The sequence below is a fragment of the Janthinobacterium sp. GW823-FHT01H08 genome, from assembly GCF_058797855.1.
Genome location: NZ_CM179504.1, coordinates 2670174 through 2694955, shown reverse-complemented (window position 1 = coordinate 2694955; position 24782 = coordinate 2670174). Strand labels below are relative to the sequence as shown.

The 24782-nt window shown below is 60.9% G+C and carries 23 protein-coding genes and 2 tRNA genes; 11 read left to right on the top strand and 14 right to left on the bottom strand.

Annotation, left to right across the window (positions count from 1 at the left end; all coding sequences use genetic code 11):
• Window positions 1–50 precede the first annotated feature (50 nt).
• The 3 genes from AC3RCG_RS12130 (at window position 51) to AC3RCG_RS12120 (ending at window position 1814) form a co-directional block, all read left to right on the top strand.
• The gene (locus tag AC3RCG_RS12130) at window positions 51–602 is read left to right on the top strand and encodes a GbsR/MarR family transcriptional regulator (RefSeq protein ID WP_175444744.1); all 552 of its coding nucleotides are present in this window, start codon (window positions 51–53) and stop codon (window positions 600–602) included.
• Window positions 603–908: 306 nt separating this feature from the next.
• Window positions 909–1475, top strand: a complete 567-nt coding sequence (locus AC3RCG_RS12125; protein WP_230505431.1) for a PEP-CTERM sorting domain-containing protein — start codon at window positions 909–911, stop codon at window positions 1473–1475.
• 159 nt (window positions 1476–1634) lie between these two features.
• Complete coding sequence (locus AC3RCG_RS12120; RefSeq protein ID WP_070219514.1) at window positions 1635–1814, top strand: hypothetical protein; 180 nt, start codon at window positions 1635–1637, stop codon at window positions 1812–1814.
• Between the two features lie 71 nt (window positions 1815–1885).
• On the opposite strand, the gene AC3RCG_RS12115 is transcribed toward AC3RCG_RS12120, so the two are convergent.
• From AC3RCG_RS12115 to AC3RCG_RS12090, 6 genes are all read right to left on the bottom strand, one after another.
• A tRNA-Arg gene (locus tag AC3RCG_RS12115) sits at window positions 1886–1960 on the bottom strand.
• Window positions 1961–2054: 94 nt separating this feature from the next.
• A tRNA-Pro gene (locus tag AC3RCG_RS12110) sits at window positions 2055–2131 on the bottom strand.
• A gap of 137 nt (window positions 2132–2268) precedes the next feature.
• Window positions 2269–3606 (bottom strand): phosphoglucosamine mutase, encoded by a 1338-nt coding sequence (gene glmM, locus AC3RCG_RS12105; RefSeq protein ID WP_099408642.1) that lies wholly within the window; start codon window positions 3604–3606, stop codon window positions 2269–2271.
• Window positions 3607–3644: 38 nt separating this feature from the next.
• Window positions 3645–4478, bottom strand: coding sequence for a dihydropteroate synthase (gene folP, locus AC3RCG_RS12100; protein WP_492403857.1), 834 nt, complete (start codon window positions 4476–4478; stop codon window positions 3645–3647).
• A gap of 115 nt (window positions 4479–4593) precedes the next feature.
• Window positions 4594–6474 (bottom strand): ATP-dependent zinc metalloprotease FtsH, encoded by a 1881-nt coding sequence (ftsH, locus tag AC3RCG_RS12095; RefSeq protein WP_035817778.1) that lies wholly within the window; start codon window positions 6472–6474, stop codon window positions 4594–4596.
• Between the two features lie 202 nt (window positions 6475–6676).
• Complete coding sequence (locus tag AC3RCG_RS12090) at window positions 6677–7360, bottom strand: RlmE family RNA methyltransferase (RefSeq protein WP_070219517.1); 684 nt, start codon at window positions 7358–7360, stop codon at window positions 6677–6679.
• 42 nt (window positions 7361–7402) lie between these two features.
• On the opposite strand from AC3RCG_RS12090, the gene AC3RCG_RS12085 reads away from it, so the two are divergent.
• The gene (locus AC3RCG_RS12085) at window positions 7403–7873 is read left to right on the top strand and encodes a YhbY family RNA-binding protein (protein WP_010397237.1); all 471 of its coding nucleotides are present in this window, start codon (window positions 7403–7405) and stop codon (window positions 7871–7873) included.
• A 201-nt stretch (window positions 7874–8074) separates the two neighbouring features.
• On the opposite strand, the gene AC3RCG_RS12080 is transcribed toward AC3RCG_RS12085, so the two are convergent.
• The 6 genes from AC3RCG_RS12080 to AC3RCG_RS12055 all read right to left on the bottom strand — a co-directional run bounded on the left by AC3RCG_RS12080 (window position 8075) and on the right by AC3RCG_RS12055 (window position 15230).
• On the bottom strand, window positions 8075–8518 hold the full coding sequence (locus tag AC3RCG_RS12080) for a DUF4149 domain-containing protein (protein ID WP_409026623.1): 444 nt from the start codon (window positions 8516–8518) through the stop codon (window positions 8075–8077).
• Entirely contained in the window at window positions 8518–8994 is a 477-nt protein-coding gene (gene greA, locus AC3RCG_RS12075; RefSeq protein WP_034757428.1) for a transcription elongation factor GreA, read from the bottom strand. The genes AC3RCG_RS12080 and greA overlap by 1 nt, the downstream gene beginning before the upstream one ends.
• 163 nt (window positions 8995–9157) lie before the next feature.
• A complete protein-coding gene (gene carB, locus AC3RCG_RS12070; protein WP_070219519.1) occupies window positions 9158–12388 on the bottom strand; it encodes a carbamoyl-phosphate synthase large subunit in 3231 nt (1076 codons plus the stop codon).
• Window positions 12381–13559 (bottom strand): glutamine-hydrolyzing carbamoyl-phosphate synthase small subunit, encoded by a 1179-nt coding sequence (gene carA / locus AC3RCG_RS12065; protein ID WP_070219520.1) that lies wholly within the window; start codon window positions 13557–13559, stop codon window positions 12381–12383. The genes carB and carA overlap by 8 nt, the downstream gene beginning before the upstream one ends.
• 295 nt (window positions 13560–13854) lie before the next feature.
• A complete protein-coding gene (locus tag AC3RCG_RS12060) occupies window positions 13855–14262 on the bottom strand; it encodes a GlcG/HbpS family heme-binding protein (RefSeq protein ID WP_070291679.1) in 408 nt (135 codons plus the stop codon).
• Between the two features lie 59 nt (window positions 14263–14321).
• On the bottom strand, window positions 14322–15230 hold the full coding sequence (locus AC3RCG_RS12055) for a patatin-like phospholipase family protein (RefSeq protein ID WP_099408647.1): 909 nt from the start codon (window positions 15228–15230) through the stop codon (window positions 14322–14324).
• Between the two features lie 178 nt (window positions 15231–15408).
• On the opposite strand from AC3RCG_RS12055, the gene AC3RCG_RS12050 reads away from it, so the two are divergent.
• From AC3RCG_RS12050 to AC3RCG_RS12030, 5 genes are all read left to right on the top strand, one after another.
• Window positions 15409–15855 carry a hypothetical protein gene (locus AC3RCG_RS12050; RefSeq protein ID WP_099408648.1) on the top strand — a complete coding sequence of 149 codons (447 nt, stop codon included), beginning with the start codon at window positions 15409–15411 and terminating at the stop codon, window positions 15853–15855.
• A gap of 98 nt (window positions 15856–15953) precedes the next feature.
• Window positions 15954–16616: a hypothetical protein gene (locus tag AC3RCG_RS12045; protein ID WP_492403864.1), complete on the top strand. Its 663-nt coding sequence runs from the start codon at window positions 15954–15956 to the stop codon at window positions 16614–16616.
• Window positions 16617–16630: 14 nt separating this feature from the next.
• Window positions 16631–16900, top strand: coding sequence for a barstar family protein (locus AC3RCG_RS12040; RefSeq protein ID WP_492403866.1), 270 nt, complete (start codon window positions 16631–16633; stop codon window positions 16898–16900).
• A gap of 353 nt (window positions 16901–17253) precedes the next feature.
• On the top strand, window positions 17254–18960 hold the full coding sequence (gene leuA, locus AC3RCG_RS12035) for a 2-isopropylmalate synthase (protein WP_070219528.1): 1707 nt from the start codon (window positions 17254–17256) through the stop codon (window positions 18958–18960).
• Window positions 18961–19297: 337 nt separating this feature from the next.
• A complete protein-coding gene (locus AC3RCG_RS12030) occupies window positions 19298–20902 on the top strand; it encodes a methyl-accepting chemotaxis protein (protein ID WP_492404023.1) in 1605 nt (534 codons plus the stop codon).
• A gap of 20 nt (window positions 20903–20922) precedes the next feature.
• Here the strand turns inward: AC3RCG_RS12030 and egtB are convergent, their stop codons facing one another.
• Both egtB and egtD read right to left on the bottom strand, forming a co-directional pair.
• Window positions 20923–22155 carry an ergothioneine biosynthesis protein EgtB gene (egtB, locus tag AC3RCG_RS12025; protein WP_492403869.1) on the bottom strand — a complete coding sequence of 411 codons (1233 nt, stop codon included), beginning with the start codon at window positions 22153–22155 and terminating at the stop codon, window positions 20923–20925.
• A 7-nt stretch (window positions 22156–22162) separates the two neighbouring features.
• Window positions 22163–23155 (bottom strand): L-histidine N(alpha)-methyltransferase, encoded by a 993-nt coding sequence (gene egtD, locus AC3RCG_RS12020; RefSeq protein WP_083293744.1) that lies wholly within the window; start codon window positions 23153–23155, stop codon window positions 22163–22165.
• A gap of 321 nt (window positions 23156–23476) precedes the next feature.
• Between egtD and AC3RCG_RS12015 the strand changes: the two genes are divergently transcribed.
• Both AC3RCG_RS12015 and AC3RCG_RS12010 read left to right on the top strand, forming a co-directional pair.
• Entirely contained in the window at window positions 23477–24169 is a 693-nt protein-coding gene (locus AC3RCG_RS12015; RefSeq protein ID WP_492403871.1) for an ABC transporter ATP-binding protein, read from the top strand.
• Window positions 24170–24348: 179 nt separating this feature from the next.
• Window positions 24349–24636, top strand: coding sequence for a hypothetical protein (locus AC3RCG_RS12010; protein ID WP_034757399.1), 288 nt, complete (start codon window positions 24349–24351; stop codon window positions 24634–24636).
• Window positions 24637–24782 lie beyond the last annotated feature (146 nt).

The window sequence follows — 24782 nt, the reverse complement described above, 5'->3', positions numbered from 1 at the left end:
CGGTTTGGCGTGAAAAAATTCAGATAATTATGAAAACTCAAAATATCCAAATGACGCCGCTGATCCTGACCTTCGTCAGCCATTTCGGCGAGATGGGCAGCCGCTGGGGCTTTAACCGCACGGTGGGGCAAGTGTACGCCTTGTTGTTTGTCGCGGAGCATCCTTTGCACGCGGATGAAATCGCGGAGCACCTGAGTTTTTCGCGCTCGAACGTGAGCATCGGCCTGAAGGAATTGCAGGGCTGGGGCTTGATCCGCCAGTCGCGCATCCCCGGCGACCGGCGCGAGTATTTTTCCTCGCTGGGCGACGTGTGGCAAATCTTCCGCGTGGTGGCCGCCGAGCGCCGCCGCCGCGAGGTGGCCCCGACCCTGACGGTGCTGCGCGAAGCGCTGCTGGCCCCGGCCACGGAACCCGTGGATCAATATGCGCAGGAGCGCATGCGCGAAATGTATGAACTGGTCGACCTGGCCAACACCTGGTTCGACGACTTGCAGCGCCTGTCGCCCGAATCGATGGCGCAACTGATGAAAATGGGCGCCAAGGTACAAAAGCTGCTCAACGCCAAGGATCGCCTGTTTGGCGTCAGCAACAACAGCGACTGAAGCACCCGCCTCCCCTTTTCCCAAGTCCGAACGCCGCTAGCACAAGCTGGCGCGCCTTGTCACGCTATTTCCTAACGTCATGGTGGCCATCGCTAGCACATCCATACATAGCCGTATGCGATGTTGTCAAGCAAACCAATAGAATTATTAAAATTGTATTAATTTACATCAAGAGTAAGCTTGCATTTGCGTACCCAGTACGCGCAGGAAATAGCAGCTAAAAACGGGCAATGGGATGACTTCCCCGGCAGGCAGGGGCGTATCCCTACACGATGTAGCAACTGTCTCAAGCACAAGGGGATTTTCATGAAAAGCATAAAAAGCATTGCCGTCAAGGCATCCATGCTGGCCGCAATGACCGTACTGGCAAGTGCAGCGCAAGCGGCCACCTGGGTTGATGTGGGGCCGGCCAGCGGTTTCGTCATTGCCGGCAGCACCGTCACCTATTCGCCATCACCGGCATTGGAGGTGAAATATTATGACGATAATCTGGTGCCGCAGAGCCCCTCGGACATCCAGGGCTACATCAATGGCGTGTTCGGCAGCAGTCTGGGCGCCGCCGTTTCGTATTGCGACAGCGCCACTTCGGGCTGCACTGCCGGCACCACGGCAGGCCTGAGCGGCGGGGTCAATTCCTATACGAGCGCGGCCGCCTATGACTATCTGGCCATCCACTTCGGCCAGGGCGAACTGGTGTTCCACTGGGCCGCGCCAGTGGCTGCCGGCACCACGTTCACGGTGGCGGGCCTGCCCAAGGACCTGAGCAACTACAGGGCCTTCATTTCCGCCGTGCCGGAACCTGAAACCTATGCCATGCTGCTCGCCGGCCTGGGCCTGCTGGGCTTCCTGGCACGCCGCCGCCAGGGAAAGTAAGCATCACCAGCGGCAGCGGCGCAACATCGCCCGCTGCCGCCTCCATGCCAGCCGCATCTTTACACCGCGCTTGCGGCGCCAGGCACGCTTTTTACACCATTTTTAGATCCCCCTCGCTATGCTCGACGGCATCCACTGCTGATCGACGAGGGAGATCTCATGCACGAACAACCGTTTCAGCCACGCGCGCGCAGCGTGATCCGCCAGCACTTGCCCGCGCGGGAACGGCTGCGCCTGGCCCGGCTGGCCAGCAAGAAAATGGGGTCGCTACTATCCGCGCTGCTGTGCGCGGCGCCGCTGTTATATTTGCTGAGCGTGGTACTGTTTGCGCAGCCGTGACACGGCAGGCAGGTAAAAGATGAAGAGTGATGGCAATGCGACAGGCTGTCGCGTGCATGACCAGCATGAACTGGTCCGCCCAGAGGGAATCGAACCCCCATTCACGGTTTAGAAGACCGTTGTCCTATCCGTTGAACGATGGGCGGAAAGGTGCAGCATTTTAGTCTATGCGCGCCAGCAATGCCAAGGCGTCGCACAATAGAAAACGGGCTGTCATTTCTGACAGCCCGCTTATGACTTTGGTCGGAGTACAAGGATTCGAACCTTGGACCCCCTGGTCCCAAACCAGGTGCGCTACCGGGCTGCGCCACACTCCGAAGACAAGATAATAACGCCCCTGCCCAATTTCGTCAATTGCCCCAGGCGAATTAGATGGAAATAACTATCGCGCCTGCTTGAAGAGGCTTGCTGAAAACGTTCAGGGCAAGGCAGTGCAACGCCGCCTTGGGCGTTTTCAGCTTGCGACCTTGTCGGCGATGCGGCGCGCCATGCTCTCGGCCTTCTCCTTGTCCTTCGCCTCCACCATCACGCGGATCAGCGGTTCGGTGCCCGAAGCGCGGATCAGCACGCGGCCCGTGTCGCCCAGTTCGGCCTCGACCAGTTCCTTCTCGGCCACCATGGCGGCATTTTTCTGCCAGTCGAAACCGGGCGCCACACGCAGATTGATCAGGGTTTGCGGGAACAGCACCAGTTCGGCCAGGCATTGCTGCAGGCTTTGGCCGCTGCGCTTGAGCGCGGACAATACTTGCAGCGCAGAGACGATGCCGTCGCCCGTCGTGTGGCGGTCCAGGCACAGCAAATGGCCCGAGCCCTCGCCGCCCAGTATCCAGCCCTTTTCCTTCATGACTTCCAGCACGTAGCGGTCGCCCACCTTGGCGCGCGCAAAGCCGATGCCCTGCTGCTTGAACAGCACTTCCAGCGCCATATTCGTCATCAACGTGCCGACGGCACCGGCCACGGGACCCGTCGCCAGACGGTCCTTGACCATGACGTACAACAATTCGTCGCCGTTGTACAAGCGGCCCGTGGCGTCGCACATGATCAGGCGGTCGGCATCGCCGTCAAGGGCGATGCCCAGGTCCGCGCCGTGCTCGACGACGGCTTCGGCCATGGCCTTGGTTGCCGTGGCGCCAAAGCCCGCATTGATGTTGAAGCCATCGGGCTTGTTGCCGATGGCGATGACTTCCGCGCCCAGCTCATGGAAGACGTGCGGCGCGATATGGTAGGCGGCGCCATGCGCGCAATCGACGACGATCTTCAGGCCGCGCAAGTCCAGCTCGTTCGGGAAGGTGCTCTTGCAAAATTCGATGTAGCGGCCCTGGGCATCGTCGAGGCGCTTGGCGCGGCCCAGCTTGTCCGACGCCACGCAAGCCATGGGCTCGTCGAGCGCCGCCTCGATTTCCAGTTCCACGCTGTCGGGCAGCTTGGTGCCTTGGCCGGAAAAGAACTTGATGCCATTGTCGTGATACGGATTGTGCGAGGCGGAAATGACCACACCTGCCGACAGGCGCAGCGCCCGCGTCAGGTAAGCGATCGCCGGCGTCGGCATGGGGCCGGCCAGCATCACATCCACGCCTGCGGCCGACAGGCCCGCTTCCAGCGCCGCTTCCAGCATGTAGCCGGAAATGCGCGTGTCCTTGCCGATCAGTACCGTCGGACGCGCCTTGCCGCCCTCCGACTTGGCCAGCACCTTGCCGGCCGCATAACCGAGGCGCATGACGAAATCGGGGGTGATCGGAGCGGTGCCCACCAGGCCGCGGATGCCATCGGTGCCAAAATATTTACGCGTCATAAATTTCTCTTTTGTTGTTTATAATGAATCTTACAGCTTCAGTGCGCCATGCGCCAGACCTTCAGGGCATCGACGGTTTCTGCTACATCATGCACACGAATAATTTCCGCGCCTTGCGCTACCGCCGCAAGCGCACCGGCAACACTGCCGGCCAGGCGCTGCTCGACGGGACGTCCCGTCACGGCGCCGATCATCGACTTGCGCGACAGGCCCGCCAGCACAGGCAGGTCCAGCTCGCTGCGCAGCTGGCGCGTGGCGCGCAATAAAGCGTAGTTCTGTTCCACCGTTTTGCCAAAGCCGAAGCCGGGATCGACGCACAGGCGCTCGCGGGCGATGCCGGCGGCCGTCAGGATATCGATGCGTTCGCGCAGGAAGTGGATGACTTCGCGCACCACGTCGTCGTACTGCGGCTGGGCTTGCATGGTTTCTGGCACGTTTTGCATGTGCATGATGCACAGCGCGCAATCGCTGTCCCGCACGGCCTCGATGGCGCCTGGCGCGCGAAAACCGTTGATGTCGTTGATCATGTCGGCGCCCGCCAGGATGGCTTCGCGCATGACTTCCGGCTTGTACGTGTCGACGGACAAGGGCTTGCCGCAGTCGCGCAAGGCGTACAGCACCGGCATGACGCGCTGCAACTCATCGTGCAGCGGCAGCGGCGGCGCGCCGGGGCGGCTCGATTCGCCGCCGATATCGATGATGTCGGCGCCATCAAGCATCATCTGCTCGGCGCGCGACAGGGCAAATTCCAGGTGCTGGTATTGGCCCGCATCGGAAAACGAGTCGGGCGTGATGTTCAGGATGCCCATCACCAGCGCCTGCGCGCCGGACAGGTTGAAGCCGAAACGGCCGAATTGCAAATAGTGTCGCATGTGAATCTTTGTAGTCGTCAGGAAAAAACTGCTGCTGGAACGAAAAAGGGCAAGGATTGCTCCTTACCCTCGTTCTTGCCATCCCCTTGCGTGCCGCCCGTCAGGGCGGCACTAATCAGGCTGGTGCCGTCACGTTTGGCGAGATGCCGCCCGTGCCGCTGTCGCCCGCATTGCGGCGTGGCGGAATGACTTTCGGTGGACGCGGCTCCAGGCCGGCCATGATGTCATTGATTTGCTCTGCATCAATGGTTTCCCATTCCAGCAACGCTTTCGTCATCATTTCGACCTTGTCGCGGTTGCCTTCCAGCAAGGTGCGCGCCAAAGCATATTGCTTGTCGAGAATGTTGCGGATTTCAGCATCGACCTTTTGCTGGGTCGCTTCCGAGATCGTCTTGGTGGCGCCACCGAAGAAACCTTCGTTTTCGCTGTCTTCGTAGACCATCACGCCCATGCTGTCGGACATGCCGAAGCGGGTCACCATGGAACGGGCCAGCTTGGTGGCGCGCGAGAAGTCGTTCGACGCGCCCGTGGACATCTGTCCGACGAAGATCTCTTCGGCAATACGGCCACCGAACAGGATGGAAATTTCTTCCAGCATCTTGTCCTTGTAGGCCGACAAGTTGTCGTGTTCCGGCAACTGCCAGGTCAGGCCCAGGGCCCAGCCGCGCGGCATGATCGTCACTTTATGCACGGGATCAGCCTTCGGCAGCAGCTTGGCGACGACGGCGTGACCGGACTCATGGTAAGCCGTATTGCGACGCTCTTCCTCGCGGATGATCATCGATTTACGCTCGGGACCCATGTAGATCTTGTCTTTCGCATCTTCAAAGTCAGCCATTTCCACCAGGCGCTTGCTGCGGCGGGCGGCGAACAAGGCTGCCTCGTTGACCAGATTGGCCAGGTCGGCACCCGAGAAACCGGGGGTGCCGCGGGCCAGGATATCGGCTTTCACGTCAGTACCGATAGGCACTTTACGCATATGCACGTTCAAGATCTGTTCGCGGCCGCGGATATCGGGCAAGCCGACGGACACCTGGCGGTCGAAGCGGCCCGGACGCAGCAAGGCTTTGTCGAGCACGTCGGCGCGGTTGGTGGCGGCCACGACGATGACGCCGGAGTTCGCTTCAAAACCGTCCATCTCGACCAGCAACTGGTTCAGGGTCTGTTCGCGCTCGTCATTGCCGCCGCCCATGCCGGCACCGCGGTGACGGCCGACAGCGTCGATCTCATCGATGAAGATGATGCACGGCGAGTGTTTCTTGGCGTTTTCGAACATGTCGCGCACGCGGCTGGCACCGACGCCGACGAACATTTCCACGAAGTCGGAACCGGAAATCGAGAAGAACGGCACCTTGGCTTCGCCGGCGATGGCGCGCGCCAGCAGGGTTTTACCCGTGCCAGGAGGACCGACCATCAGCACGCCGCGGGGAATACGGCCGCCCAGTTTCTGGAATTTGCTCGGATCCTTGAGGAAGTCGACCACTTCGTTGACTTCTTCTTTCGCTTCGTCGCAACCGGCGACATCGGCGAAGGTGACGGTGTTGCTGGCTTCATCCATCATGCGCGCCTTCGACTTGCCAAACGAGAATGCCCCGCCCTTGCCGCCGCCTTGCATCTGACGCATGAAGAAGACCCAGACGCCGATCAACAGCAGCATGGGGAACCAGGAAACAAAAATAGTTTGCAGGAAAGACGCTTCCTCGGGCGGACGCACATCGAAATGCACGCCATTGTCGCGCAAGTCGCCGATCAGGCCCTTGTCGAGGCTGGTGGCAGTGGTACGCACCTTGGTGTCGTCCATCAGCTTGGCGGTGATCGACGAACCTTCGATCACGACATCCTTGACGCGCTTGGCTTTGACTTCATCCAGCAAATCGGAATAAGCGATGGCCTTGCTGCCGCCTGTGGCGCCATGACTGTCGAATTGCTTGAACAGCATGAACAACAGCAGCAATACGACTACCCAGATGGCAGATTTGGAAAACATGTTATTCACGAAGACTCCTTGGATGCAGTGCGCATCTCTTTACCTATAGCTAGAAACACGATTTTACTCGCAATAAGCGGGCCGTGCCAAAGCCCGCCGATCCGTGCGCGCGAAAAAACCGCGTTCACGCAAAAAAATGCAGTATAAACAATTTAGGCTTTTATGCCATCAGACGCTACTGCACTTCTCGTTCCCATGTGCGGATTCCCTCTTAAATATCAAGGGCGGGATCATCTTCTTCTACGGCATTTTTCAGCGGATTCTTGATTCCACGGCCCATCAGGAAGATTTCCGACGATTTATCGCGGCTGGCCTTCGGCTTTTTCTGTACCACGACCTTGAATTCAGCACGGAATTTCTCCACGATCTGGCTGAAACCCATGTCTTTAAAGCATTTCACCAGCAATACGCCAGACGGCTTCAGGTGCAATTGCGAAAATTCGATGGCCAGGTCGATCAGATGTTCCATGCGCGCGGCATCCGCCGTGGCAATGCCCGACAGGTTGGGCGCCATGTCCGACAGGACCAGATCGACCTTGCGGCCTTGCAACACCACTTCCAGCTGGCGCAATACGCGCGCTTCGCGGAAGTCGCCCTGGATGAAGTGGAAATCGGCGATCGGCTCCATTTCCAGCATGTCCAGGCCAATCAGGGTACCATTGACCCCGCCGCCATCCTTGCCGGCCAGCTTGCGCCGCGTGTACTGGGCCCAGCTGCCGGGAGTACAACCAAGGTCGACAATCACCTGGCCAGGTTTGATCAGTTTCTCGTCTTCATCGATTTCTTTGAGCTTGTATGCTGCCCGGGCGCGGTAGCCCTCTTTTTGCGCCAACTTCACATAAGGATCATTTATGTGGTCGTGCAACCAGTTTTTGTTTAATTTCTTCTTTGCCATTCGCGTAGAATACTGCTTTTAAGGGAATTACTAAATATTATTATGCTAAAACTTACACCCGTAGAGCGCAGCGCACTGCGCGCCGAAGCACACGCGCTGAAGCCTATCGTCATCATTGGCGAAGCGGGCTTGACACCTGCTGTCCTCAAAGAGATCGACCTTGGCCTGGATTCGCACGGCCTGATTAAAGTCCGCGTGTTCGGCGACGACCGCGAAGCCCGCGTCGGAATGTACGATACGATTTGCGGCAATCTCGGCGCCGCCCCGGTACAACATATTGGCAAACTGCTGGTAATCTACCGTCCGAAAAAAGAAGTGGTTAAGGAGAAGGTCAGCGCCGGCAAAGGCATGCGCGAAGTGACCATCGTCAAGGCCAGCGCCAGCGGCACCAAGCGCCCCAGCGTGACGAAAGTCATGATCAAGGGCAATGAGCGCGTTACCGAAGGCGGTTCCATCAAGCGTGCCAAGCCACGTCAGAAAAGCGCCAAGAAAAGCGCACTGGGCAGCAAGTAAGCCTGTTCACCCGGCCATCGCAAGGCGGCCGGGCTTGAAACAAGAAGCGGAGCACGGGATATTCCCTGCTCCGCTTTTTTATTGCAATTGCGCTTGTCGGATTACACGGCGCCAAGGCGCCGCTAATCCGACCTACGATATCGACCATCAGTCATGTAGGTCGGATTAGCGCGCAGCGCGTAATCCGACAAACACCAGCAATTACTGCTGCTTCCAGATCAGCACGCCCGCCAGCAGGCTTTGCACGGCAAAGATCAGGGTCGACACGCCATGCAGCATGCCGAAGCGGCTGCGCATGGCCTCGTCCATGATGCCCGACGGCGCTTGCGCCTTGAGTTCGGCCATCAGCGGCGAAATGCCGAAATGGCTGAGCAGCGCGCACACCAGCATGGACAGCACCAGCGCGCCCAGCAGGCGGCGGCGCTTGCGCTCCAGCGCACCGGGCGCCCATTGCAGCAAGGCCAGCAGTACCAGCGCGCAGGCGATGGACAGCCACGCCTCGGCGCGGAACATGCTGCCGGCGATATTGCCGGCCAGCACGCGGTCGCTCAGGGTGCCGAACAGGGTGGGCGCCACGATGAAGCCGATGGTCCACAGGCTGCCCGCCCACAGGGTGGCAACGAGGAAGCGCACGCGGCCCAGCATCAGATGTACAGTACTTCCAGGATCTCGTATTCGCGCGGGCCGGACGGCGCCTGCACTTCCACCACGTCGCCGGCGTACTTGCCGATCAGCGCGCGGGCGATCGGGGACGTCACGGACACCTTGTTCATTTTCAGGTCGGCTTCATCGAGGCCCACGATCTGGTACGTGACTTTCTGGCCCGATTCCAGGTCTTCCAGGTTCACGGTCGAGGCAAACACCACGCGGCCTTCCGCGTCGAGCGCGGTCGGGTCGATGATTTGCGCTGCGCCCAGCTTGCCTTCGAGCTCGGCGATGCGGCCTTCGACGAAGGCCTGGCGTTCCTTGGCGGCATCGTACTCGGCGTTTTCCGACAAATCTCCGTGCGAACGCGCTTCGGCGATCGCATCGATGACGATGCGGCGTTCCTTGGTCTTCAAATGATGCAGCTCTTCCTTCAGGAGTTCTGCGCCGTATTTGGTCAATGGGACTGAGGTCATGTTATCTCTACTATCTGCTAGTTATCGGCGCCGTTGTCCGTGTTTTGCCACGGTTAACGGACTTACCAAGTGAAAACCACAGAGGCCGCGCGCTGCTCTGCACGGAACTCTGTGGTTGATAAGCATGCAGTGTACCGCCTAACGGCGGTCACTGCAAACGCACTTAGTTCAAGGTCTTGTGCAGACCTTGCAAATCATACACACGCAACTCATCCAGATGGCGGATGCCTTCGACGGCCGCTTCCGCGCCCGCGATGGTCGTGTAGGTCGTCACGCGCGAGGCCAGGGCCGAGGTGCGGATGGCCCGCGAATCGACGATGGCGCTGCGCTTTTCTTCCACGGTGTTGATCACCAGCACGATTTCATGGTTCTTGATCATGTCGACCACGTGCGGACGGCCTTCGATCACCTTGTTCACTGGCGTGACGGCGATGCCGGCAGCAGCGATCACGGCGGCGGTGCCCTTGGTGGCGACCACTGTGAAACCGGACTCGACCAGGTCGCGCGCCACTTGCACGGCGCGCGGCTTGTCCGACGCTTTCACGCTGATGAAGACCTTGCCCGATTTTGGCAGGTTGACGCCGGCGCCCAGTTGCGATTTCACAAACGCTTCGCCGAACGTCAGGCCTACGCCCATGACTTCGCCCGTCGATTTCATTTCAGGGCCGAGGATGGTGTCCACGCCCGGGAACTTGACGAACGGGAACACAGCTTCCTTGACGCTGAAATATGGCGGCACGACTTCCTGCGTGATGCCCTGCGACGCCAGCGATTGGCCGACCATGCAGCGGGCGGCGATCTTCGCCAGTTGCAGACCGGTGGCTTTCGAGACGAAAGGCACGGTGCGCGACGCGCGTGGATTGACTTCCAGCACGAAGACGACGTCTTTCATTGCGCCATCGATCTCCTGTTTCTGGATCGCGAACTGCACGTTCATCAGGCCGACCACGTTCAAACCCTTGGCCATCAGCGCCGTCTGGCGTTTCAGTTCTTCAATGGTTTCCGGTGCCAGCGAGTATGGCGGCAAGGAGCAAGCCGAGTCGCCCGAGTGGACGCCAGCCTGTTCGATGTGTTCCATCACGCCGCCGATGAAGGTCGTTTCGCCGTCGGAGATGCAATCGACGTCGCACTCGATGGCGTCGTTCAGGAAGCGGTCCAGCAGCACGGGCGAATCGTGCGAAACCTTGACGGCTTCGCGCATGTAGCGCTCGAGGTCGCGTTGCTCGTGGACGATTTCCATCGCGCGCCCGCCCAGCACGTACGATGGACGCACGACCAGCGGGTAGCCGATTTCCTGCGCCAGCGCCAGGGCGTCGGCTTCCGTGCGCGCGGTGCGGTTAGGCGGCTGGCGCAGTTCCAGCTTGTGCAGCATCTGCTGGAAACGCTCGCGGTCTTCGGCCGCATCGATCATGTCGGGCGAGGTGCCGATGATGGGCACGCCATTCGCTTCCAGGTCCAGCGCCAGCTTCAATGGCGTCTGGCCGCCGTACTGCACGATCACGCCGACCGGTTTTTCGATGGCGACGATTTCCAGCACGTCTTCCAGGGTCAAGGACTCGAAGTACAGGCGGTCCGAAGTATCGTAGTCGGTGGAAACCGTTTCCGGGTTGCAATTGACCATGATGGTTTCGTAGCCGTCTTCGCGCATGGCGAGGGCCGCGTGGACGCAGCAATAGTCAAACTCGATACCCTGGCCGATACGGTTCGGGCCACCGCCCAGCACCATGATCTTTTTCTTGTCGGTCGGGTTCGATTCGCACTCTTCGTCGTACGTGGAATACATGTACGCCGTGTCGGTCGAAAACTCGGCCGCGCAGGTGTCGACGCGCTTGTAGACGGGACGGATGTTAAGCGCATGGCGCTGCTGGCGCACGGCCGTGTCGGTCGTCTGTAACAGGAAGCCCAGGCGGCGGTCCGAGAAGCCCTTCTGCTTCAACTTGTACAAGGTGTTCTTGTCCAGGTTTTCCAGCTTCTGCGTGTCCAGCCACAATTCCAGGTCGACGATTTCCTTGATCTGGATCAGGAACCATGGATCGATCTTGGTCAGCTGGTGCACTTCTTCCAGGGTAAAACCCTGGGCAAACGCGTCGCCCACGTACCAGATACGCTCAGGACCAGGCTCGCCCAGTTCTTCTTCGATCTTTTCGCGGTCCTTGGTCTTCTCGTTCATGCCATCCACGCCCACTTCCAGGCCGCGCAAGGCTTTCTGGAACGATTCCTGGAAGGTACGGCCGATGGCCATCACTTCGCCGACGGATTTCATCTGCGTCGTCAGGTGGTGGTCGGCGGTCGGGAATTTCTCGAACGTGAAACGGGGAATCTTGGTGACGACGTAATCGATCGACGGTTCGAACGATGCCGGCGTGGCGCCGCCCGTGATTTCATTGCGCAGCTCGTCCAGGGTGAAACCGACGGCCAGCTTGGCGGCGATCTTGGCGATCGGGAAACCCGTCGCTTTCGATGCCAGGGCCGACGAACGCGACACGCGCGGATTCATCTCGATGACGATCATGCGGCCATCGACGGGGTTGATCGAGAATTGCACGTTCGAGCCGCCCGTGTCGACGCCGATCTCGCGCAGCACTGCCAGACTGGCATTGCGCATGATCTGGTATTCCTTGTCCGTCAGCGTTTGCGCAGGAGCGACGGTAATCGAGTCGCCCGTGTGCACGCCCATCGGGTCGAGGTTTTCGATCGAGCAGATGATGATGCAGTTGTCCGCCTTGTCGCGCACCACTTCCATCTCGTACTCTTTCCAGCCCAGCAGCGATTCTTCGATCAGCAGCTCTTTCGTCGGCGATGCTTCCAGGCCGCGCTTGCAGATGGTTTCGAATTCTTCTTCGTTGTAGGCGATGCCGCCGCCGGAACCGCCCATGGTGAACGATGGACGGATGATGGTCGGGAAGCCCAGGGTGCGCTGCACGGCCCACGATTCTTCCATCGAGTGCGCCACGCCGGAACGGGCCGAACCGAGGCCGATCTTGGTCATCGCGTCCTTGAACTTCGAGCGGTCTTCGGCCTTGTCGATGGCTTCCGGCGACGCGCCGATCAGCTCGACGTTGTATTTTGCCAGCACGCCATTGTTGAACAGGTCCAGCGCGCAGTTCAGCGCCGTCTGGCCGCCCATCGTCGGCAGGATCGCGTCAGGACGCTCCTTGGCGATGATGCGCTCGACAACCGACCAGGTGATCGGTTCGATGTAGGTCACGTCGGCCATTTCCGGGTCCGTCATGATGGTCGCAGGATTGCTGTTGACCAGGATGACTTTGTAGCCCTCTTCGCGCAGGGCCTTGCACGCTTGCGCGCCGGAATAATCGAATTCGCAGGCCTGGCCGATCACGATCGGGCCAGCGCCAATAATCAGAATACTTTTGATATCTAAACGTTTAGGCATTTTTCTTTTTCTCCTCCGCAGCCATCAAGTTGATGAAGCGGTCAAACAGGTAAGCAACATCCATCGGGCCCGGCGACGCTTCAGGGTGGCCCTGGAAGCAGAAGGCCGGCTTGTCCGTGCGGGCAAAGCCCTGCAGGGAGCCGTCGAACAGCGATTCATGGGTCACGCGGCAATTCGCGGGCAGAGTTGCCGCGTCGACCGCGAAACCGTGGTTTTGCGAGGTAATCAAGACCTGCTTCGTTTCCAGGTCTTGCACCGGGTGGTTGGCGCCGTGGTGGCCGAACTTCATCTTCAAGGTTTTCGCGCCGGAAGCGAGCGCCATGATCTGGTGGCCAAGGCAGATGCCGAAGGTCGGGATACCCTTCTCGATCAACTCGCGGGTCGCCGCGATGGCGTAGTCGCACGGTTCCGGGTCGCCGGGGCCGTTCGACAGGAAGATGCCGTCCGGATTCAGTGCCAGGGCGTCGGCCGCCGTCGCTTGCGCGGGCAGCACGGTGACTTTGCAGCCGCGCGCCGTCAGCATGCGCAGGATGTTGCGCTTGACGCCGTAGTCGAAGGCGACCACGTGGTATTTCGCGTCCGCGTCAGCCAGCTGGCCGTAGCCTTCGCCCAGGGTCCATTCCGTTTCGCGGTATTCATACGGCGCCTTGGCCGAGACGACCTTGGCCAGGTCCATGCCGGCCAGGCCGGGGAAGGAGCGGGCCAGTTCCAGCGCTTGGGCGCTAGATGGCTCGTTGCCTTGCGTACCGACGAGGATGGCACCGCCCTGCGCACCTTTTTCACGCAGGATGCGCGTGAGCTTGCGTGTATCGATGCCGGCGATGGCGACGATATTTTCAGCTTTCAGGTAATCGGACAGGGAGAGCGTGGAACGGAAATTGGATGCCAGCAATGGCAGATCGCGGATGATGAGGCCAGCGGCGTGTACCTTGGAAGACTCGACGTCTTCGGGATTGACGCCCGTATTGCCGATATGCGGATAGGTCAGGGTGACCATCTGGCGGCAATAGCTTGGGTCGGTAAGGATTTCCTGATACCCGGTCATCGAGGTGTTGAAAACAACCTCGCCCGTGGTATGACCGGCGGCACCGATCGAAAAACCTTTAAAGATCGTTCCATCAGCAAGCGCTAATATGGCTGGAACGGCAGGGCCAGAAAAAAATGGCGGCAAGGGCAACTCCTGATAAAGTTACCGTAGCTGCGCCACGTCAGACCGACCGCCTAGATACCCGAGCCAGATGCACTCAGGGTGTTTCAACGGTCATTTTGAATGAGGGGATGGGTAGTCGCTACGGTATATGTGTGATTGGCTAAACCTTTGAATTATAACCAAAAGGAAGCTTTTCCACAAGGAAGAAAATTCAGAAAGCCCGGCATTTTTTTGCGCAGCAACATAAATTCTGCGCCCCATGAAAAAAGCCGCCCGGCTTGCGCGGAGCGGCTTGCAAAGCAATATCGGTTACTACTTAGGCCGTCAAAGCGGCGATGCCCGCTTTGGCAATTTGCGCGTCCTCGGCTGACTTGACACCCGAGACGCCGACGGCGCCCACGTAGTGGCCGTCGTACACGATGGGCACGCCGCCTTCGAGCAAGCCGTCGATTTCCGGCGCGCTCAGGAACGACACGCGGCCGCCGTTGATCATCTCTTCATAGATGCGCGATTCGCGGCGGCCCAGCGCGGCCGTCTTGGCTTTCGATGGGGCGATGTGCGACGAGATCGGCGCCACGCCGTCCATGCGCTGCAGCCACAGCAGGTGGCCGCCGTCGTCGACGATGGCGATCGTGACCGCCCAGTTATTCTTGACCGCTTCCGCTTCGGCGGCGGCAGCGATTTTCTTTACGTCGTCCAGGGTCAAAATCGGTTTCGATTGCATGGTGCATCCTTGTTATGTTGAAACAAAATTGTATACGAAATGCGCAGCGGCGCCATCGCCTACTGCTCGCGTTTGGCTTTCAGCTTTTGCTTGAGTTGCGCCATGACGGCAAACGTCGCCTGCTCGCCCGCCAGGATGGCCTGGTTGCGGCTGTTGAAATCGTTCCCTTTCATGGTGCCCAGGCTGGGCTGGATCACCACGTCCGCATCTTTCAATTCGAACTGGTTGATGCGCTGACCCATGATGGCGAAGGTTTGCATGATGACTTCCATCGAACTGATGGCCTTTTGCGTATCCGTTTGCGACGAAATATTCACGGCGATGATGAAGTCGGCGCCCATGTCGCGCGCAAAGCGCACGGGCACGGGAGCGACGAGGCCGCCATCGACATAGGTATGGCCGGCGATCGTCACGGGCTGGAACACGCCGGGCACGGCCGACGAGGCGCGCACGGCCATGCCGGTGTTGCCGCGCTGGAACAGGATCGGCTGGCCATTCTTCAGATCGGTCGCCACCACGCCAAACGGAATCTTCAGCTTTTCCAGCGACACGCCGCCGACCGCCTTGTTGACATAGCTTTGCAGCGCTTCGCCTTTCAGCACGCCGGACGACTTGCCGAACAGGGGCAAGGCCCAGTCGGAAATGGCCGCCTCGTCCATGTCGAAGGCCATCTTTTGCAGGACGAAGCCGGAATTGCCTGCCGCATACAGGGCGCCCACCACGCTGCCGGCGCTGGTGCCGGTGACGATGTCGGCATGTATACCCTGCGATTCGAGCGCCTTGATCACGCCGATGTGCGCAAAACCGCGCGCCGCGCCGCCGCCCAGCGCCAGGCCGATCTTGATCTTGCGGGGAGCGACGACGGGTTCGGGCGGCGTCAATACTTGTACGGGTTTCGGGGCGGTGGTATCGCAGCCGGCCAGCACGAAGGCGGCCAGGGCAAGCAGGGTCAGGCGTTTAGGGAACATGGTGGCAGAAGAGAACCGCGCGCGGCAGTGGCAATAAAGGAGAGCCGATTGTAGCGCAAGCGGGGCCGGCCGCACTGAAGGCGGTCTTAAATGTTTATAGTGACAAGATTGCGAACCGTGCGCGCCACGCCGGCTGCTAGACTGGCGCCTGGTTTCCCACCTCCCCACCTCCTGGCTTATGAAAACAGACCTGTTCCGCTTCATCGCGCACCCATGCTTGCTCGTTGCCGTCCTGCTCGGCGCAGCCTGCGCCAACGCCACCCCCGCCGCGGCGCAGCGCCCAGATAGCATCGCGGAAAGGATGGCGGGCGTTACCTGCACGGGTAACATACAGATTCCCAATGATCAGGGGGAGCACACGATTGAACTCAGCTTCGACGCCCCCGACCGGCACGGCGCGCAAGGCACCCACATCATTGACGGGCGCGGCAAAGCGAGTAATTTCTACGATTGCCGGCAAAGCGGCGACAGCTTGTCTTGCACATATGACGCGGGACCAAGCAGCGGCCCGCTGACCATGCGCTTTAGCGGCAACTTGACGCAAGTAAAGGGCGAATTCAATTCTCCGTTTGAAAACAGCACCGCCTTGCCATTTTCCGCACGCTGCCAAAAATCGGAGCAATAGCAGCGTCCGGTCCATGGGCCAAGCGAAGAGTACCCGCGGGGTAGCTGGCTCGCATGCAGAATCGTCCCAACCGCCTCTCACTCGCCGAATCAGTCAACATGTCCAACGAATATCAATTTTCCGACAGCCGCGTCCTGAGCGCCCCATTTGCACAACAGCTATCGGGGCAGCCGCCCGACGGCGCCCTCGCCTGGCTGAGCGCCATCCTCGCCACGCAGGCGCCCGCGCTGCGCTCGTCGAACGCCATCCTGCTGGCCTACACGGGCAATCCGGCCGCAATCGCCTGGATCGACGCCAATATCGGCTCGCCCGTGGCGGGGCAATGGGGCGTGGCGGCGGCCCTGCTGGACACGCCGTGGCCGCAAATCGTTGACTGGCTGCAACGGGGCGGCGCACACCGGCTGATGGCGCTCGATACCCTGCTGGCCTACCGCAAGCCAGCCGTCAACATGTCGCCGCTGGAACAGATCGCCGCCCCCGTGCTGCCGCAGGCGCCCGCGCGCGCCGAACTCGACGCCGCGCTGGCCGCCTGCCTGGCGGCATCTTCCACGCCGCGCGTCCAGGCTGCCATCCACGCGATCAACAAGCATGTGGACGAGATCCTGCGCGGCGGCCCGCGCGGCGTGGCCGTGGCCGACTTGCCGCGCCTGTACCTGGACCCGGCACCATTCAAGGATACGCCCGCCATCCTGGAGCAGCACGAGGCGGTGGTGGGCGGCATGCGGCAAAACCTGCAGAACTTGCTCAAGGGCATATTGTGAATCGACCGGCGCTGGTGACAATCGACTTGAGCGAGATCAACACCGCGCGCCAGTTGCACGCGGCGCTGGCGGCCGCACTGGATTTCCCTTCCTTCTACGGCATGAACTGGGATGCGTTATGGGATGCCATCACGGGCCTGGTGGACATGCCGCAACAACTGGAGCTGCTGGGCTGGCAGGGGCTCGCGTCGCGGCTGCCCCGCGATGCGGCCCTGTTGCGGCGCTGCCTGGAACGCGCGCGGCAGGAAATGCCGAACGGGGCATCACACGTGCACTACATGTAAAACGGAAACGCTTGACAGCCCCGCCCGACATCCCTTACATTGAGTGCATGTCCTCCTTCAAACATTCTTCCCCTTCCCTGCTGTCGCTATCGCGACTACTACTAGCACGCGCATAAGTTTGCCGCATTGCTTCGCCTGGCCACACGCCGGCGTGTTTCAAAAACCCTGGAAGGTTTGATGATGTTTGCACCATCCCCATACGTACACGTAATCCCCGCTGCGACCGCCCCTGCCGGCATCGCGGCCGCACTGCTACCGCTAACGATCGCTTGCCTGGCCTAGTGTTGCGTGGCCGCCCGGCAAGCTTGCGCCACAACCATTGATTTCCCCCCTATCTTCAGGAGTACCCGATCATGATGTTGCAAAACCCAGCTTCCAAATACCGCGCCTTTCCTCCAGTTAAATTGACCGACCGTCAATGGCCGAACCAGATCATCAGCAAACCGCCGATCTGGATGAGCACCGACTTGCGCGACGGCAATCAGTCCTTGATCGAGCCGATGAGCGCGGAAAAGAAGCTGCGGTTCTTCGAGATGCTGATCGCCATCGGCCTGAAGGAAATCGAAGTGGGTTTCCCATCGGCATCGCAGACGGATTTCGATTTCGTGCGCAAGCTCGTCGATGAAGGCCGCATTCCGGACGACGTCACCATCATCGTGCTGACCCAGTCGCGCGAAGAATTGATCCGCCGCACGGTGGAATCCGTCGTCGGCGCCAAACGCGCCATCGTCCACCTGTACAACTCCGTGGCGCCAGTGTTCCGCAAGGTCGTGTTCGGCATGTCGCGCGAAGAAATCACGACTATCGCCACCACCGGCACTACCCTCGTAAAACAGCTGGTGGCCCAGCATCCGGAAACGGAATGGGGCTTTGAATACACGCCGGAATCGTTTTCCACCACGGAACTCGATTTCTCCAAGCATATCTGCGACGCCGTCAGCGCCATCTGGAAGCCGACGCCCGCCAACAAGATGATCATCAACCTGCCATCGACCGTGGAATGCAGCACGCCCAACGTGTATGCGGACCAGATCGAATGGATGTCACGCAAACTGGCGCGCCGCGATTCCATCATCATCAGCGTGCACCCGCATAACGACCGCGGCACGGCCGTCGCCTCGGCCGAGCTGGCCGTGATGGCGGGCGCCGACCGCGTCGAAGGCTGCTTGTTCGGCAATGGCGAGCGCACGGGCAACGTCGATCTCGTCACCCTGGCGATGAACTTGTACACGCAGGGCGTGCACCCGGGCCTGGATTTCTCCGATATCGATACCGTGCGCAAGTGCGTGGAAGAATGCAACCAGTTGCCCGTCCATCCGCGCCATCCGTATGCGGGCGACCTGGTGTTTACGGCCTTCTCCGGCTCGCACCAGGATGCGATCAAGAAAGGTTTCGCCAAGCAACAACCGGACAGCATCTGGGAAGTGCCGTACCTGCCGATCGACCCGGCCGATCTGGGCCGCAGCTACGATGCCGTGATCCGCGTCAACAGCCAGTCCGGCAAGGGCGGCATGGCGTACTTGCTGGAACAGGAATACGGCCTGGTCTTGCCGCGCCGCCTGCAGATCGAATTCTCGCGCGCCGTGCAAGCCGTGGCCGACGCCACGGGCCGCGAAATCGCCGCGCAGGATATCCATGAAATCTTCCAGAAGGAATACCTGGAGCAAACGGCGCCGTACGCCTACGCTTCGCACCGCATGGTGGAAGACACCAGCAGCGACGAGTCCGTGCAGATCGACATCAGCCTGTCGCACCGCCAGACGCCATTGGCCCTGCAAGGCGGCGGCAACGGCCCCATCGACGCCTTCGTCAATGCGCTCGGTCTCGACATCAAGCTGATGGATTACCACGAACACTCGATCGGCTCCGGCGCCAACGCGCAAGCGGCGTGCTACGTGGAATTGCGCCTCGATAACGGCCCGACCCTGTTCGGCGCCGCCATCGACAGCAACATCGTCACCGCCTCGTTCAAGGCCGTGCTGTCGGCCGTGAACCGCCGCATCGGGCAGACGGAAGCCGAAAAAACAACAACGGCCAACGTGGCGGCGAGCGCCGTCTAAGGACTGCATTCCCTCTCGCACAGGGAAAAAAAGCGGTACGGCTTGATCGCCGTGCCGCTTTTTCATTTCCGCAAGGCAATTGTTGCTGCAAAAGAAGTATCACGCGCCGTATAATCGACTCATAATAAGACCACCGGGGACAGATTTAAAAGTAACCCCCAATAAATTCTTGTCATTTCTAGCTTCCATAAACAGCGTGCTGCTTTGTTGCCCTCCGCTAGCAGTGCTTGCACTGCGTCGCAGAGCGCGCCTAGCATCACATCTGTTTCTGTTCGCTATAAATTGCCAATAATTTCTTGAGGATTACTTTCGCTACCGAGGGAATGAGTGAATGAGTATGAAATTGACGGATATGAAGATAGGCGCGCGCCTGGGTGCCGGCTTTGGCGTGGTGCTGCTGCTGATGGCAGTGCTGGTGGGAACGGGCCTGTTCCGGCTGGACAAGATCGGCGCGCTCAGCGAGTCCATCATCGAGAAAGACTGGGCCAAGGCGGACGCCATCGCCACCATCCGCAGCACGACGCGTTCGAACGCGGCATTGGTGCTGGAACTGTTCATCCATGAAGATCCAGCCCGCGCCAACGCCATCCATGGCGAAATCGATGCCAACAAGGCCACCATCACCGATGCGCTGGCCATCCTCGACCGCCTGATCGTGCTGCCGGAAGGCAAGGAACTGCTGGCCACCCTGAAGCAGCAGCGCAAGGCCTATGTCGTCTCGTTCAGCCAGGCAGACAAGCTGCTGGTGGCGGGGCAGCGCGCGGAAGCGGCCAAGCACGTGCGCGACGATACCCTGCCCGCCCTGAACCAACTGCAAAAGACGGTGAACCGCCTGAATGAAATCCAGCGCGGCGTGGTCGTGCATGGCGGCCAGCAAATCCAGCAGAATATTTCCGCGGCGAATGTGCTGATGGCCAGCCTGGGCACGGCCGCCCTGCTGCTGGGCGTGCTCTTTGCCTGGCGGGTCACGCGCTCGATCACCACGCCGATCGCGTATGCACTGCGCGTGGCGCAAGCCGTGGCTGGAGGCGACTTGAGCAGCAAGATCGTGGCCGACGGCAAGGATGAAGCGGCCCAGCTGCTGCAGGCCTTGCGCGACATGAACACCAACCTGGCCACCCTCGTGGGGCAAGTGCGCGGCGGCACGGGTACGATCGCCGTGGCGTCGAGCCAGATCGCCAGCGGCAATGCCGACCTGTCGGCCCGCACCGAGGCGCAGGCCAGCGCGCTGGAAGAGACCGCCTCGTCGATGATTGAACTGACGGGCACCGTGCGCAGCAACAGCGACAATGCGCGCCAGGCCGACAGCCTGGCCCGCTCGGCGTCGGCCATTGCGCAGCGCGGCGGCTCGGCCATGGCGGAAGTGATCGGCACCATGGACGCCATCAATGCTTCGTCGCGCAAGATCGTCGACATCATCGCCGTCATCGACGGCATCGCTTTCCAGACGAATATCCTGGCACTGAATGCGGCCGTGGAAGCGGCGCGTGCCGGCGAGCAAGGCCGCGGCTTTGCCGTCGTGGCATCCGAAGTGCGCAACCTGGCGCAGCGCTCGGCGGCGGCGGCTAAAGAGATCAAGGAACTCATTGCCGACTCCGTCACGCGGGTCGGCCAGGGCGCGCAGCTGGTCAGCCAGGCGGGCGCCACGATGGATGAAGTGGTGGCCAGCGTGGGCCGGGTCAGCGCCATCGTCGGTGAAATCAGCGTCGCCAACCACGAGCAGAGCGAAGGCATCGAGCAGATCAATGCGGCCATCATGCAGATGGACCAGACGACGCAACAGAACGCGGCCCTGGTCGAGGAAGCGGCCGCGGCGGCGGCGGCCATGCATGAACAGGCGGGCGACCTGGAAACCCTCGTCAGCCAGTTCAAGCTCGAGCAGAACGCCAGCGCCAAGGCACCGCCCCGCCCTGACGCGCCCGCCGTCCCGCGCCTGCACTAAGTTGCTTATTCCACCTTTGCTTATTCCACCTGGCGCGCCAGGCGGATGCCCGTAAATTGCCAGCGCGCGCCGGCCGGGAAGAAATTGCGGTAACTGGCGCGCGCATGGCCAGCCGGCGTGGCGCACGACGAGCCGCGCAGCACATACTGGTTCAGCATGAACTTGCCGTTGTATTCGCCCAGCGCCCCGGGCGCCGTGCGGTAGCCCGGGTACGGCGCATAGCTGCTGCTGGTCCATTGCCAGCAATGGCCGAACATCTGCCGCAGTCCCGTTCCCGGCGCGCCGGCCGCCGGATGCAGCTGGCCCACCTGCATGTCGACGCCCTGCGCCGCCACTTCCCACTCCGCTTCCGTCGGCAGGCGCGCACCGGCCCAGTGCGCATACGCATCGGCCTCGAACAGCGACAAGTGCGTGGCCGGCGCCTGCGGGTCCAGCGGGCGCAAGCCGGATAAAGTGAATTCCTGCCAGCGGCCCGCCTCGTCGCACTGCCAGTACAGCGGGCAGGACAGCTGTTGCGTGCGGACCCAGTCCCAGCCTTCAGCCAGCCACCAATGCGCCGTGCGGTAGCCGCCCGCCTCGATAAAGGCGAGAAATTCCCCATTCGTCACCAGCGCGCTGGCCAGTTCGAACGGCGCCACGTATTGCGGGTGGCGCGGCAATTCATTGTCAAAACAAAAGCCGTCGCCCGCATGGCCGATCTGCGCCAGGCCGCCGTCGAAGGCGAGCCAGGCCGTGGGCTGCGCGTGCTCCTGCGCTGGCGCCACCGCGCCGTCTAGATAGGCGGGAAACAGGGCGCTCTGCGCCAGCAAGTGTTTGACGTCCGTCAACAGCAATTCCTGGTGCTGCTGCTCGTGTTCCAGGCCCAGCGCCAGCAGCATGGTCAGCCGTTCGCGTTCGTCGCGCGCCAGTTCGCCCGCCAGCAGGCGCGCGATGCGCGCATCGACGTCGGCCCGGTAAGCGCGCACCTGCGCCATGCCGGGGCGCGTCAGCAAGCCCCGCTGGGCGCGCGGGTGCTTCTCGCCCACGCCGTTGTAATACGAGTTGAACAGCACGCGGAAAGCCGGGTGGAATGGCGCGAACGCCGCTTCCATGCTTTCCAGGATAAACGTTTCGAAAAACCAGGTCGTATGCGCGAGGTGCCATTTGACGGGACTGGCGTCCGGCATCGACTGGGCGCCGCAATCCTCGTCGGACAGGGGTTCGGCCAGCCGCAGCGAGTGCTGGCGCACTGTATTGTAATGATCGATCAGCATCTTTTTCTTAGTCCCTGATGATGCGCGCATAAATGACGGCAAACCACTGCTGCGGGTCCGTCCAGACTTGCACGGTGGAAAACCCCGCCTGCTCCAGCAAGCCGACGAAGGCCGGGCGCGTATATTTATAGCTGTCCTCTGTATGGATGCGTTCACCTTTCGCGAAACGGCGCTGGCCACCTTTCCAATGGACAACTTGTTCGCTGCGTGCTTCCAGGTGCATCTCGACGCGGTGCTCGTCGGCGTTGAAAAAGCCGTGGTGCCGCCACGCGCGCACGTCGAAGTCGGCGCCGATCAGGCCGTTCACGTGGCGCAGCATGTTCAGGTTGAAGGCGGCCGTGACGCCCAGCGCGTCGTCATAGGCGGCGTCGAGGATGGCATCCTCCTTGATCAGGTCGACGCCGATCAGCAGGCCGCCATCGCCGTCCGCGTTCGCGCGCAGGCGGCGCAAAAAAGCGGTCGCTTGCTCAGGCGCAAAATTGCCGATGGACGAGCCGGGATAGAAGAACAGGCGCCGCGCCTCGCGCACGCTGTCGGGCAAGTCCAGGCGGCTGGAGAAATCCAGGCCCAGACCGGTCATCTCGATATGCGGAAAGCGCTGCTGCAGCCGGCTCAGCGATTCACTGAGAAAATCGTAGGAAATATCCACGGCCACATATTGAGCCGGATGCAGCAGCGGAAACAGGCTGGCGGCCTTGGCGCAGTTGCCCGCGCCCAGGTCGATCAGGGTGCTGCCCGGCCCCACGGCGTGCGCGATCTCGGCGCCGTGGCGCGCGAAGATGGCCGCCTCGGTACGCGTCGGATAGTACTCGGGCAAGGCGCAGATGGCTTCGAACAGTTTCGAGCCGAGCGCGTCGTATAGGTACTTGGGCGACGTCCAGGCATCGCGCGCCAACAGTCCTGCGCTGATCTCGGCTATCGTGACAGGAGTGGCGCTGGCCGCGCTGGCGTTGCTGGCGGGATACAAATCGGACTGCTGTTGCGCGAGTGGCATGGTCATGGGCTGGCGTCGTCAATATGAGGTTCACGAAGGGCTTGCACGGTCAGCCACCGGGCGCGCCGCCCCTGCCGCAGCGGTGTGCGGGCGCCTTGCCGATGACTTTTTTCCATCATAGCGGAATCCGCGCAAGCCAGCCGTGCGGCAGGTAACTTAAGGTCGAACAGCCGGCATGCACATAAAATTGGTATTACCCAGCAAAAATGATAAGGCTGTCGTATACTACACATTGCCGGCCAAACAATCCGCGCCCCTTGCAGTTCCCAGGCCCCCCTCTCCCCCGCGTGCCTCCCTTTACGATAGCCGTTATTAATCAAGATCACCATGCTCGAATTGCGCCATCTGTCGAAGTCCTATGCCAATGCCCGTCCCGTGCTGGCCAACATTTCCTGCCGCTTCAAGGCGGGGGAATTCATCGCCATCATGGGCGATTCGGGCGTGGGCAAGTCGACCTTGCTGAACCTGATCGCCGGCCTCGATACGCCCGATGCGGGTGCCGAAGCGCACCCTATCCTGGTGGACGGCATTGCCATGTCCAGCCTCGATGACGCCGCCGCCACCCGGCTGCGTCGCGCCCGCATGGGCTTTATCTTCCAGGCTTTCCACGTCTTGCCGCACCTGACCCTGCTGCAAAACGTGGCCCTGCCGCTGCTGCTCAACGGACTGCCCCAGGAGCGTGCCGCCAGCATGCTCGAGGCCGTCGGCCTGGGCGGACGCGGCGGCGACTTTCCGCAGCAATTGTCGGGCGGCGAAATGCAGCGCGTGGCCATCGCCCGCGCACTCGTGCACAAGCCGGCGCTGGTGCTGGCCGATGAGCCCACCGGCAACCTCGACCCGGACACGGCGCACAGCATCCTGCAATTGCTGCGCGCCGAAATCAAGGCCAACGGCAGCTGCGCGATCATGGTCACGCACTCGCTGGCCGCCGCCGAAATGGCGGACCGGACCATGATTCTGACGAAAAGCGGCTTACAAAATACAACAACCGTCAACCAAATTGATCAAACAATCGGTTAATTTAACTGACCATCTGTCACAAGTTTTGTTATCGTAGTATTATTGAAAACACTTGCCTGGTTATCAATGTTGTAACGCGAATGTTGTCACGTCACCCAGACAGCCGTACTGCGATGACGAACTATAGCCGGGACCATATAAAGTGGTCTCGTCCCTTGCATAACCTGAAGGAGGAGTAAATGAACGTTCGACAAAAGAAGCTGGAAATGATTGAAGCGATGAACCGGGCGCGTGCGCTCGAACCATCGAGTTTTGTGCCGAACAAGCTGCTCGATACCCTGATCGAGAAGCTGAACTTGAAAAATGATGCGGAACTGTGCCGCGTCCTGGAAGTTCAGCCTCCCATCATCAGCAAGATTCGGCACGGCAAACTGTCGGTCGGTGCAACGATTTTATTGCGCATGCATGAAAAATCGGACATCACCATCCGCGAACTGAAGGAACTGTCCGCCACACCAGTCCATTGAACCACCCGCTGTTGTAATGCCATGCCAGGCACCCAGGTCCCCGGCGCCATGAACTTTTGCCATACAATTCGCGTAGTTCGCTCACCGCACAACATCCGAGCACGATAGCGAAGAGACCCAGCCCAAACCATGCTGACCGTTTCTCT